The 11,717-nt window shown below is 46.2% G+C and carries 14 protein-coding genes, 1 other RNA gene and 1 pseudogene; 13 read left to right on the forward strand and 3 right to left on the reverse strand.

Translation table 11 applies throughout. The annotated features are described in order from the left end of the window. Positions 1–76 precede the first annotated feature (76 nt). An RNA gene (gene ffs / locus CEW91_RS03805) (signal recognition particle sRNA small type) lies at positions 77–173 on the forward strand. A 21-nt stretch (positions 174–194) separates the two neighbouring features. Here the strand turns inward: ffs and CEW91_RS03810 are convergent. From CEW91_RS03810 to priC, 3 genes are read right to left on the reverse strand one after another with little or no spacing between them, the layout of a single operon-like run. Next, the gene (locus CEW91_RS03810; protein WP_088767737.1) at positions 195–470 is read right to left on the reverse strand and encodes a late competence development ComFB family protein; all 276 of its coding nucleotides are present in this window, start codon (positions 468–470) and stop codon (positions 195–197) included. Further along, positions 460–1,425, reverse strand: a complete 966-nt coding sequence (locus CEW91_RS03815; protein WP_088767738.1) for a histone deacetylase family protein — start codon at positions 1,423–1,425, stop codon at positions 460–462. The genes CEW91_RS03810 and CEW91_RS03815 overlap by 11 nt, the downstream gene beginning before the upstream one ends. Further along, positions 1,412–1,942, reverse strand: a complete 531-nt coding sequence (gene priC, locus CEW91_RS03820; RefSeq protein ID WP_088767739.1) for a primosomal replication protein PriC — start codon at positions 1,940–1,942, stop codon at positions 1,412–1,414. The genes CEW91_RS03815 and priC overlap by 14 nt, the downstream gene beginning before the upstream one ends. A gap of 476 nt (positions 1,943–2,418) precedes the next feature. On the opposite strand from priC, the gene CEW91_RS03825 reads away from it, so the two are divergent. From CEW91_RS03825 to recR, 12 genes and pseudogenes are all read left to right on the forward strand, one after another. Continuing rightward, positions 2,419–3,207, forward strand: a complete 789-nt coding sequence (locus tag CEW91_RS03825; protein ID WP_198400884.1) for a DUF3450 domain-containing protein — start codon at positions 2,419–2,421, stop codon at positions 3,205–3,207. Then, positions 3,204–4,571 carry a MotA/TolQ/ExbB proton channel family protein gene (locus CEW91_RS03830; RefSeq protein WP_088767741.1) on the forward strand — a complete coding sequence of 456 codons (1,368 nt, stop codon included), beginning with the start codon at positions 3,204–3,206 and terminating at the stop codon, positions 4,569–4,571. Before CEW91_RS03825 ends, CEW91_RS03830 begins: the two co-directional genes overlap by 4 nt. 3 nt (positions 4,572–4,574) lie before the next feature. Further along, positions 4,575–5,099 (forward strand): MotA/TolQ/ExbB proton channel family protein, encoded by a 525-nt coding sequence (locus CEW91_RS03835; protein ID WP_088767742.1) that lies wholly within the window; start codon positions 4,575–4,577, stop codon positions 5,097–5,099. Positions 5,100–5,111: 12 nt separating this feature from the next. Next, positions 5,112–5,513, forward strand: a complete 402-nt coding sequence (locus CEW91_RS03840; RefSeq protein WP_053952599.1) for an ExbD/TolR family protein — start codon at positions 5,112–5,114, stop codon at positions 5,511–5,513. A gap of 1 nt (position 5,514) precedes the next feature. Further along, a pseudogene (locus tag CEW91_RS03845) lies at positions 5,515–6,116 on the forward strand (energy transducer TonB). Between the two features lie 3 nt (positions 6,117–6,119). Next, on the forward strand, positions 6,120–7,412 hold the full coding sequence (locus tag CEW91_RS03850; protein WP_088767743.1) for a tetratricopeptide repeat protein: 1,293 nt from the start codon (positions 6,120–6,122) through the stop codon (positions 7,410–7,412). Between the two features lie 132 nt (positions 7,413–7,544). Next, entirely contained in the window at positions 7,545–7,667 is a 123-nt protein-coding gene (locus CEW91_RS12440) for a hypothetical protein (RefSeq protein WP_268762555.1), read from the forward strand. A 39-nt stretch (positions 7,668–7,706) separates the two neighbouring features. Next, a complete protein-coding gene (locus tag CEW91_RS03855; RefSeq protein WP_088767744.1) occupies positions 7,707–8,084 on the forward strand; it encodes a response regulator in 378 nt (125 codons plus the stop codon). A gap of 17 nt (positions 8,085–8,101) precedes the next feature. Beyond that, positions 8,102–8,635: an adenine phosphoribosyltransferase gene (locus CEW91_RS03860; protein WP_088767745.1), complete on the forward strand. Its 534-nt coding sequence runs from the start codon at positions 8,102–8,104 to the stop codon at positions 8,633–8,635. Positions 8,636–8,656: 21 nt separating this feature from the next. Further along, on the forward strand, positions 8,657–10,735 hold the full coding sequence (dnaX, locus tag CEW91_RS03865) for a DNA polymerase III subunit gamma/tau (RefSeq protein ID WP_088767746.1): 2,079 nt from the start codon (positions 8,657–8,659) through the stop codon (positions 10,733–10,735). 29 nt (positions 10,736–10,764) lie between these two features. Then, positions 10,765–11,091 (forward strand): YbaB/EbfC family nucleoid-associated protein, encoded by a 327-nt coding sequence (locus tag CEW91_RS03870; protein ID WP_088767747.1) that lies wholly within the window; start codon positions 10,765–10,767, stop codon positions 11,089–11,091. A 15-nt stretch (positions 11,092–11,106) separates the two neighbouring features. After that, complete coding sequence (gene recR, locus CEW91_RS03875) at positions 11,107–11,712, forward strand: recombination mediator RecR (protein ID WP_088767748.1); 606 nt, start codon at positions 11,107–11,109, stop codon at positions 11,710–11,712. Positions 11,713–11,717 lie beyond the last annotated feature (5 nt).

Below are 11,717 nucleotides of genomic sequence, written 5' to 3' on the forward strand. Positions count from 1 at the left end.
GGCCATTGGTGGGTTGTTTACCCATGGCAAGTAAGTCATAATGCGCCTGCTTTGAATAAAGCGTCAATGGTGACTCTGCGGGTCCCCCCGCAACGCTAACCAGCGAACCCGGTCAGGCCCGGAAGGGAGCAGCCGTAGTTGGGGATGTGTGTGCCGGGGTGTGGCTGGTAGAGTCGCCACCCAATCCTTGTTATTTAAATGCTTTCATCTCTCTTTCTATTTTTCAAAAACTCTAAAGCTTCCGTAATAGCTTTGTGAACCTGCATTTCCATATCCAGTCTTTTTGACGGCGGAAGGAAAAAGGCCATATCGACCTCGTGACGAATATAGCGAGGCGGCAGTTGGTTCAACACCAAACAGCATAAGTCAGCTAGAAACTCTTGCTCGTATTGCTTATCGAGCTCTAGCTCCTCAACTCTGTCCGCAACTAATCGCTCATAATAATTGTGAATATCATCGTCAAATTTCATTTTCCGGACTCCTCAGCGCTGTGTCAGGTAGATACTGACTTTCAGTATAGACATAATATGCGGCTCTGAGTAATTGGGCGTGTCCCCGCACCAGTCGCTCCAGGTTTCGTTGATAACCTCCCCCAATGACCGCTGCGACAGGAATGCTATTTTGTCGACAAAATGAAAGCACCGTCATGTCACGCTGGAATAGGCCGTTCAAACTAATGTGAAAATGGCCTAGCTCATCTTTTGTGTAAATATCCACGCCAGCATCGTAAAGGATGATATCGGGCTTTACGCTTCTCGCAATCGAGGTAAGTGCATTCTGCAACGCCTGAAGGTAACTTTTATCAGTCGTTCCTTTGGGCAACGGAACATCTAAATCTGACAATGATTTTGAGAATGGAAAGTTCTTTTCACCATGAATAGAGCAAGTAAAGACCCGAGGGTCATTTTTGAAGATGGTCGCTGTACCGTCACCCTGATGCACGTCCGTGTCCAGCACAGCAATTTTTAAATTGGGATGTTGTAAAAGTAACTGATGACAGGCGATAGCCAAGTCGTTAATCAAGCAAAAACCGCTACCCCAATCTTGATGAGCATGGTGATACCCGCCCGAAAAATGAATAGCAATGGACGAGTCTAGTGCTATTTGTAAAGCCAAGGTCGTTCCGCCGGCTGATGTTAGAGAACGCGTAAGTAGCTGCTCTGACCAGGGAAAGCCAATTCTGCGCCATTCAGCTTTTTCAAAGCTGTTGGCTTTTAGCTTTTCAATATACGAAGCGCTGTGTGTCTGTTCAACTTGTTCCCAGGTTAGTGCTACAGGCGCCTTCCACTGACTTGCGTGTGCCCCCCGGCTAACGGCCCAATCATGCAATAAACGATATTTTTCAATAGGGTAGCGGTGCCGTTCAGGAAGTGACAGTTGGCTGTATATTGGAGAGTAGATGAAGGGAATATTAACCTTCGTCATAACGCTGAATCTGTCGCTCTAACTGATCAATTGCCATTTGGCAACGGTTTAATCGCTTTTGAGCGGCTTGAATTACGTCCTGCCCCCCCGTGCTTTGTGCATTTTCAAGGTTTTCAGTTAAGCGGCGCTCATAGCCTCTATAAGTTACTAATTGTTCATGAAGTTTTTGGTAATTATTGGCCTTCACTTCTCGCTGCTCTTCTCCCTTTTCCGGGAGCTTACCCGAACGCAGTGCAGTTGCTAGCGCTTCTACTTGAGCACAAAGCTTTTCGGCCACATAACGTTGCGATTCTTTCGATGTTGTTTGTAAGAGTTGAGCTAACAGACGCTCTGTTTCTTTAACGTAATCTAAAGCGACGGATGATCGCGTTTGGAACAGTGAAGGACTGAACCACTGCTCTGTGACTTTCTTTGAGCGGCGTCTATTGTCTTCGTCAATATGCAGGGCTTGTTCGGAAAACTCATTGAGCAACCGTTCAATATGTTGAATTGACGTTAAGTCATTTATTGGTCTCATAACCCCATAATAAAAGAATTTTTCTCTTATGACACGGTCAAATCAGAAAAAGAGGTTAAGCTATTAAACATAGGCTAAAAAATTACTTGTATAAAAAACGTTGAAATTTATAAGGCAGTGTTGTTCGTGGATCAAAAAGTGATACTATTCAAGACAGGAGTAGTAGCTAAAAAGAGGTATCGTTTACTTTTTTGAAGCTATGAAATGATTTGACGACAGGATGTTGTCTTAAAATCTGGAGATTGTACGAGTCCAGATCCGTGTTCTACAGTATAGAATTGAAACGATAGCTATAGCGCGGTTAACTCAGGTAACTTGGTTGACAGCGTATAGTCATCGTGGGAGTATTCTTGGTTATTGTCACTTTTGTCGACAATAACTATAAACCGTAGAACGAGATCTTTTCGTCATTCAAACAACTGGTGTTTCGCGCCTTAGGCGTTGAAGCGGAAGTTAAGTCAAATTGGTTGGGAACTATGACCAAAGTAATCAAAAGAACCAAACTCGCTGCAACCCTGATGGGTGTGATGGCGTTTGCTGGCACTGGCGTTGCCGCTGCACAGCAAGTCGATGTAGCTAAGCTACAAAACGAAGAGAAAAAGATTCTTAATGCGGCCGCTCAGTCTCAAGAGAAAGTAAACTCTCTGTTTGAGCAAAGCCAGGATCTTCTTATCGAGTATCGCTCAGTAATCTCTGAGTATGAGAACTTGAAAGTTTACAACGACCACGTTCAGCGCTTGGTTAATGACCAAGAAGCAACGCTAGCGTCTTTGCAAAAGCAAATTGACGGCATCGAGCGTACTAAGCAGGGCGTCGTTCCTCTTATGTATGAAATGATCGATGCGCTAGAGCAATTTGTGAAATTGGATATTCCAATTCACCGTGAAAAGCGTATGGAACGCGTTGAGCGTCTGCGCGACATCATGGACAGCGCTAACGTTTCAACGTCTGAGCAGTTCCGTCAAATCATTGAAGCGTACCAGACAGAAATGGACTACGGTTCAGGCTTGATCTCTTACCAGGGCAACTTGGAAGTAGACGGAGAGCAAGTGGCTGTTGATTATTTCCACATGGGTCGTGTTGCATTCCTGGCACAGTCTCTCGATTTGAGAAATGCTTGGATTTACAACAACGAAACTGATGAGTGGACTGCTTTGGAAGACGAGTTTATCCGTCCTCTGACCCAAGCGATTCGTATGTCACGTAAGCAAACAGCTTACGATCTGGTGAAACTTCCAGTATTCGCAGCGGAGAGTGCAGAATGAATAAATTAGTAAAATCGTTAATGATTGCAGCAGCAGTCACCCTTTCTGCCGGTACGACTCTCGCTGCACAAGCTCAGGATACATCTGACGCTAAGAACCTTGACGAGTTGTTACAGCTAGTTGAGAAAAACCGTGTTTCTTCTCGTGAATTAAATGCTGAGCGTGAGCGTGAATTCACAGCTGCGCGCGCTGACAAGCAAGCTATGCTAAACCGTGCTAAGCAACAGCTTGAAGACGAGAAAGCGCGAGGTAAACGTTTACAGAATGAATTCTCTGAAAACGAAGTCGCGTTAGCGAACAAAGAGCAGGAACTTGAGAACGCCAAAGGCACCTTAGGTGAAATGTTCGGTGTTGTTCGTGGTGCAGCAACCGAAACTATCGGTCGCATCGCAACGTCAATAGTTAGTGCTCAGTACCCAGGTCGTGAAGACGTTCTTCAGAGCTTGTCTGAAGCAAAAGAACTTCCGACTCTGGAAGAACTAGAAGAACTATGGCAAGCACTTCTTACTGAAATGGTTCAGTCTGGTAAAGTCGTTAAGTTTGATACTGAAGTGACTTTACTTGACGGTGGTACTGAGCAACGCGAAGTCGTTCGCTTAGGTACTTTTAACCTAATTTCTGGTGACCAATACTTGGTGTATAACGACACGACTGAACAAGTTCAGCCATTAGGTCGTCAACCAGAAGGTGGTGCGACAGGACAAGCACAAGAGTTCTTCAATACTGAAAGTGGTTATGAAGGTGTGTTCCTTGATCCATCTAAAGGTCAGATTCTTGGTCTGTTAACTCAAAAAGCAACGCTTTCTGAGCGCTATCACCAAGGTGGTACAGTTGGTTATGTTATTACCGTTGTACTGATTATTGGCTTATTAATCGCGCTTTATAAGTTAATTACGTTAACTGGCGCGGCAGGCAAAATCCGTTCTCAGCTTAAAAATCCTGAAAGCCCTAAAGACAGCAACGCTTTAGGTCGTATCCTGAAAGTGTATCAGGAGAACAAGAGTGCAGATCCTGAAAACTTAGAACTGAAATTGGACGAAGCGATTCTGCGTGAAACTCCGAAGATTGACAGCGGCGTAAACGTTATCAAGATCTTCGCAGCAATCGCACCACTGCTTGGTCTATTAGGTACAGTTGTTGGTATGATTGGTACGTTCCAGTCAATCACACTGTTTGGTACCGGTGATCCGAAGATCATGGCGGGCGATATTTCAATGGCGTTGGTAACAACGGCTATGGGTCTTATCGCGGCTATTCCATTGATTTTGGCTCACAGTATTGTGGCATCTCGCGCTAAGTCTATCGTTCACATTCTGGACGAGCAGGCAGCGGGAATCGTAGCTGCGCACTCGGAGAAGGAGTAACCCATGCTTTACCTGATGGAACTTTGGGAATCTATCAGGGATTTTCTGGCTACCGGTGGCGATGTCCTGTACATCGTCATGGGGGTGCTCTTTCTAATGTGGGTACTGATGATTGAGCGTTATTGGTACCTTACCGGCGCATTCCCTAAGCTTCGCAACGACATTATTGCGAAGTGGGATGCCCGTAAGGACACCACCTCATGGTACGCCCATAGAATCCGTGAAGCATGGATTTCCGAAGCGAACGATAAACTGAATGCTCGTATTCTGTTAATTAAAACTTGTGTTGCCTTATGTCCGCTGGTCGGACTGTTGGGAACCGTAACCGGTATGATTACGGTCTTCGAAATCATGGCAGTACAAGGGACGGGTAACCCTCGTCTAATGGCATCGGGTATTTCGATGGCAACTATCCCAACGATGGCGGGTATGGTTGCAGCTTTATCCGGCATGTTTTTCGCAACTCGACTGGAAAGTAAGGTTCGTCGTGCGAAAGAAGGCCTGGTTGACAGTTTGCCACATCACTAAGAGAGTAAAACTATGGCACGTAATCGTAATCGAGAAGAAGAAGATGCGTCTATCGATATGACGCCGATGCTCGACATCGTCTTCATCATGTTGATCTTCTTTATCGTAACGACTTCATTCGTTAAAGAAGCTGGTATTCAGGTAAATAAACCTGAAGCTAATCAGGCGAACAAGGAGCCTTCAGCAAACATCTTTATCGCAATTCGTGATACAGGCGAAATCTGGATGGATAAACGCCAAGTCGACGTTAAGCGCGTTGCAGCAAACTTAGAACGTATGCTAGCAGAGCAACCAACGGACTTAGTGGTTATTCAGGCCGATAAAGAAGCTGAACATGGTCGCGTCGTTGAAGTTATGGACCAAATTAAGGAAGCGGGTATCGATAAGATATCCATAGCAGCGGAGACTAACTAATATGGTGCGCTTTTTAGTATCTTTACTACTAGGTGCGGCCGTTACGTTTGCTTTCATGGCTTACTTAATCGGTGGGGGGCGAAAAGCAATGAAGCTCCGCCTCCAACACCGGTCATTGACATCGTAACGTCGCCACCTGAGTCTGACGTGCAAGAGCGTCGGCGTACTCCGCCGCCGCCACCGCCGCCACCTGAGCAGCCACCTGAGACTCCACAGTCTCAGCCTGATACTTCAGATTCCAGTCTGAATATGAATATGGGTTTTGATGTGGATGTTGGTGGAGCTGATACCGGGCTGTCTGGTCCAGGTGGAGGTTTGAGCAGCGATGGTGATGCAACGCCTATCGTTCGTATCGAACCACGCTACCCGCCTCAAGCGGCGCGTAATGGCACAGAAGGTTGGGTTCAATTGCGGTTCACTATCGATGAACAAGGTGGTGTGACTGACGTTGAAGTCATTGACTCTGAACCTCGTCGAGTATTTGACCGTGAAGCTCGTCGCGCATTGTTGCGCTGGAAGTACAAGCCGAAGGTTGTTGACGGCAAGCCGGTTCGTCAACCGGGAATGACTGTACAGCTCGATTTCACAATGGATGGGAACTAAGAAATGAATTATTTAACAAAAACATTTGTTAGTGCCCTGGCTTTTGTCGCGGCTATGTCGTTGACCATGGTCCAGGCTTCGGCTCAGGATCTTGGCTTCAGCATTCCGGATAAAGAGACCGTTGAGGCGCAGAAGAAAGCTCGAAAAAACCAAGCCGCTTCACAAAGTATTGGTCGCGCCATTATGGATGCGTTCGAGCTTTACGAAGAGGATAAAATCAAAGAAGCGATTGTAGTATTGGAAGAGCAAGAGCCAGATCCTGGTTACGATTCCGCGTATTTAGGTCGCTTCCTTGGTAATCTCTATGCTGCTGACGAGCGTATGTCAGACGCCTTGAGCGTTTTAAAAAGTGCGGTTGATCAAGATGTTCTCGGTTGGAGTGATCAGGCTGCAGCGATGAAACTTGTTGGTCAAATCAGCCTTCAGGAAGAAAAATACGAGCAGTCGATAGAGTACCTTCGTAACTGGGTTCAATTCACAGGCGAAAAAGATCCTCAAGTATTCTTGTATATGGCAAACGCCTATTACCAGATGAAAGAGTTCGCTAAAGTGATTCCTTTTGCCGAAGCCGCATTGCAGTATGGCGAACCAGATAAAAACGTGTATACGTTGATGATGGCGTCATATTATGAGCGTAAAATGTACTCGGATGCAATTAGGGTACTTGAGGAAGGCTTGAATAAGCTTCCTGAAGTGACTCAATGGTGGCCGCAGTTAGCTCAATTTTATATGCTCGAAGAAAACCTGCCTAAAGCGCTTCAAACTATCGAGATAGCTTATTTAGCGGGATACCTAGACAAAGAGAATCAGTTTAAAATGCTGGTTCAACTTTATGATAACGAAGGTATTCCTTATAAAGCAGCTACCACCATGGAAAAGCATGTGGAAGCAGGTGACATCGAGCAAACCGCTAAGAATTTCGCCACCATAGCGAACAGCTATCACCGAGCGAAAACTCTGGATAAAGCCGTTGAATGGTACCTTCGAGCAGCAGAAGCTGCAGAAGATGCGGATGACAAAGGTGAGTACTATCGTAAGCGCGGCAATATTATGTTGCTAAACGAACAGTACATTGCAGCAGCAGAACCTTTGAAAAAAGCATTGGATTATTTAGAAGGTCGTGACGAAGGTCGAGTTTATATGTCGTTAGCGGAAGCGTATTTCTACGGCGGTGATTACCGCCAGGCGATGAGATACGTTAATGAAGCGGCTAAATTCGACGGACAACGTCGCAGCGCTCGCAGCTGGAAAGGTTATATTCAATCAACTGCGAAACGTAAAGGCATTGAATTATAATTTAACCTGATAGCGTTAATTAGCAGAATAAAACCCGGCCTAATCAGGTCGGGTTTTTTATTGGTTGAACTGCTTTTATCAGCGCATAGGATCAAGTATGATCTGCCCCGACTTATTTAGGAGGTAGATGTCATGTCATCAGAGTCGTTCAAAGAGCCTGCTGGGTTCGGTTATTTGTTATTCGCTATTGTATTGTTTGTTATCGCAGGCTGCTTGCCACTAGTGCTGCGCTTAATACAAGTGTTATCTGCCTAATAGTCAAGCTGTAAAAGGCTTAAGGTGTAAGTGACAGTTATGTCCATTTCAATGCTTATTGTCGAAGACAAATATAATACGCTTCAGACAATTCGTAGAATGTTGGAGCCTTTGAAGCTCGATATTCAAACTGCTCAAGATGGCTTGGATGGCTTAAGTAAGGCCAAAAAAGACTACTACGATCTTATTCTTATTGATCATAAAATGCCGGTTATGGATGGTCTTTCGCTATTGAAGAATCTTCGAGAGCTGGAGAACTATCGCAATGCGCCGTTACTCTTTATGTCGACAGATTCATTAGTTGAAGTTGAACCAAAAGCGCTGGCGGCCGGTGCGACACAGTGTTTGTCAAAGCCACTGGATGCGGAGTATTTAATTGACTCTGTAAATAATTGGTCAGCAAAAGCGGTTGCATAAATAAAGAGCAAAGGTTTATGGAAGCAAGTCTAAAGGAAGTGAAAGATTCAATCGGCGCTATTCCGGATTATCCGAAGCCAGGTATTATCTTTCGGGATATTACTCCGTTACTGCAAAATCCAAGTGCGTTCAAAAGCAGCATTGAGGCTTTTAAAAAGCGTTACCAAGGGGAAAGAATTACCCAAATAGCGGCTATTGAAGCAAGAGGTTTTTTATTTGGTGCCGCACTTGCTTATGCACTAGATTGCGGTGTCACTCTCCTAAGAAAGCCTGGCAAGCTGCCGGGCAAAACGGTCTGCCAAAGTTATGAATTGGAGTACGGTAGTGATGAGCTTCATATTCACGAAAATGCCTTGTCAGCTAATGATAATGTGTTAATTATTGATGACTTACTGGCGACTGGTGGTACGGTTCTCGCTGCTGAGAAGCTGATTCGTTCAACTGGAGCGTCGGTAAAAGAGGTGGCGTTTGTCGTTTCATTAACTGAGCTTGGCGGTGAGGATAAATTGCGGCAAGCGGGTATTGCATGCTATACCTTGTGTCAATTCTGAAAACTTCAACCTGAGAGCCTTATGAGTTATCAAGTTCTGGCAAGAAAGTGGCGACCGTCCCAGTTTTCTGAGGTGGTTGGGCAACAGCATGTATTGAAACCATTAGAGCATGCACTGCTGAAGCAAAGGCTTCATCACGCTTACCTCTTTTCAGGAACTCGCGGCGTCGGAAAAACCACGATAGCACGAATTTTAGCCAAAGCATTGAACTGTGATACAGGTGTTACCTCAACCCCTTGCGGTCAATGCTCAGCTTGCCAGGAAATTGATCAAGGACGCTTTGTCGACTTGTTAGAAATCGATGCGGCGTCGCGTACGAAAGTAGAAGACACGAGAGAACTTCTTGATAACGTGCAGTACCGCCCGACGCGTGGGCGTTATAAAGTCTACCTTATTGACGAAGTTCACATGTTATCGCGCCACAGCTTCAACGCGTTATTGAAAACGCTCGAAGAACCGCCTGAGCATGTTAAGTTTTTGCTGGCGACAACTGATCCACAAAAGTTGCCGGTAACCGTACTGTCTCGCTGCTTACAATTCAATTTAAAGGCTTTGTCAAAGGAAGACATTGCTGGTCAGCTTAAACATGTTTTACAGCAGGAAGGTATTTCGGCGGATCCGGAATCGCTTTCTTTGCTGGCAAGATCCGCTAATGGCAGTATGCGCGACGCGCTCAGTCTAACCGATCAAGCTATTGCCCAGGGGCATGGTGAAGTGTTGTTAGACAGTGTCCGGCAAATGTTGGGAAATGTACCCACCGCCGATATTGCTGGCTTATTGAATGATGTATTGAATAATGACGCCGTTTCGTTAATGCAGCGCGTTGATAACATGGTCGCTGTGGTTCCTGATTTAAGCTCAGTATTGGTTGAAATGCAGAGCGTGTTGCATCAATTGGCCTTGATGCAACAACTGCCGGAATCGCAGCAAGCCTTCGATAATGTCGATACGCTTCAACCACTGCTGCGACAAATGCCCGCTGAGTTGATACAAGTATTCTATCGAATTGTGTTGGAAGGGCGCCGAGAGCAGCCGTATGCTGTGGATGCCAAAAGTGGTCTGGAAATGACGTTACTGCGTTTATTGGCGTTTCGTCCCAAAACGGTGAGCTCAAAGGATAACTCCTCCGACGAATCTCTTTTATCTGGAAAGCCTTTAGAAAAGGCGTCGTCAGACCTTACCGCGTCAAATGAACAAAACGAGATGAGCGCGCCGACAACGTCGCAGCCTCCAGTCGAGTCCGGTGCGGCACTAGATGTACAGCACAATAACGAAGTCAATGAAAGCTCCGCGAGCTTTTCACACAATGATGAGCTAGTAGACTCGTACCAACCACATGAAGAGCTAGGCAGTGAACTTTCGGATGTTGATACCTATCGACAACCACCTGAACCAGAGCAGAATGAGCAGCCCCTCTCTCAAACTGAGACTCCGGTATCCGGTTTAGATGATTTGCTGCAAATGCGGCAAGATTTAATGCAAAAAAAAAAGCCCGGTGAAGTAGCATCGAAAGGCACTTCTGAAGCGTCAAGCCATCAGGAGTCAACGGCTCAACCTAGAGCCGCAGCGGCAACACCTGAATCAAAGTGGGAATTAAACCGGGTAGAGACTTCTGAACGACCACACGACAATGCTGCGCGCAGTGATACGCCGCAGCCGGTGGTTACCGCAGAGCACAACTACGACTATCCGGAAATTACCGACGATATAAAAGAGGCGGCGGATATTGATAGCTGGAGCGCAATGATAGCGGGCATGGACATTTCTGGCTTGGCGCGACAGGTATTACTGAACTCGGAGTTACGGCAAAGTAGCGATGATAATTGGACGATTCTGGTTAATAGTGACCAACAGTCGTTGTTAAATAGCGCAACCGAACAGGCTGTAAGGGAGTCTTTGCTAGAAGTGTTGGGACAACATACGACGGTGTCTTTTTCGATAGGAACGCCGACGCAGCCTACGCCACTTATGTTGCAACAACGTATTAATGAATACAGACATAAGCGCGCTCTAGAACGCTTGGAAAAAGATAATGGCGTAATGGAGTTGAAAAAACGCTTTGGCGCACAAATTGATAAAGAATCGGTGCAAGCGCTTTAACGAATTAAATAAGAGATGAGGAAGTAAACATGTTTAAAGGCGGAATGGGAAATATGATGAAGCAGGCGCAGCAAATGCAAGAGCGCATGCAAAAAGCCCAGGAAGAAATCGCAACGATGGAAGTCACCGGCGAAGCTGGTGCTGGTATGGTAAAAGTCACAATGTTGGGCAACCACAACGTCAAACGCGTGAGCATTGATCCAAGCCTTATGGACGACGACCAGGAAATGCTGGAAGACTTAGTGGCAGCGGCGACGAACGATGCCGTGCGCCGTGTCGAAGAAACCAGTAAAGAACGTATGTCAGAAATTACCGGCGGTATGGGTTTACCTCCGGGCTTTAAAATGCCGTTTTAACGCGGAGCGACAGTAGTGAAGTTAAGCCCGGCTATCGAACAATTGGTGGAAAGCTTGAAGCGTTTACCTGGTGTTGGTCAGAAAACGGCGCAGCGTATGGCGTTTCACTTATTGGAAAGAGATAAACCGGGCGCATCAAACTTGTCTGACGCCTTAAAGCACGCGGTTGAAACTGTCGGACATTGTGAACGTTGCCGTACATTGACGGAAAACGAGCTTTGCCCTATTTGTCTGGACTCAAGCCGGAGTCAAAGTGGTGTGCTTTGCATCGTTGAAACGCCGGCCGATGTGTTAGCCATTGAGCAAACCTCCCAGTTTAAAGGTCGCTATTTTGTGTTAATGGGTCACTTATCGCCGCTCGATGGTGTTGGCCCCTCAGACATTGGCTTAGATAAGCTCGAAGAGCAGCTTCAATCCGACGATATCGAAGAAATTATACTGGCCACCAACCCTACCGTCGAAGGTGATGCGACAGCGCATTACATTGCAGACATGGCGGATCAGCATAACATTGACACGACTCGCATCGCTCACGGTGTTCCTGTAGGCGGTGAGCTGGGTTATGTTGACCAAACCACACTGGGTCACGCGTTTACCGGTCGAAAACAATTCTCTCGCTGACTTGA

Source organism: Idiomarina piscisalsi, assembly GCF_002211765.1.
Taxonomy (GTDB): domain Bacteria; phylum Pseudomonadota; class Gammaproteobacteria; order Enterobacterales; family Alteromonadaceae; genus Idiomarina; species Idiomarina piscisalsi_A.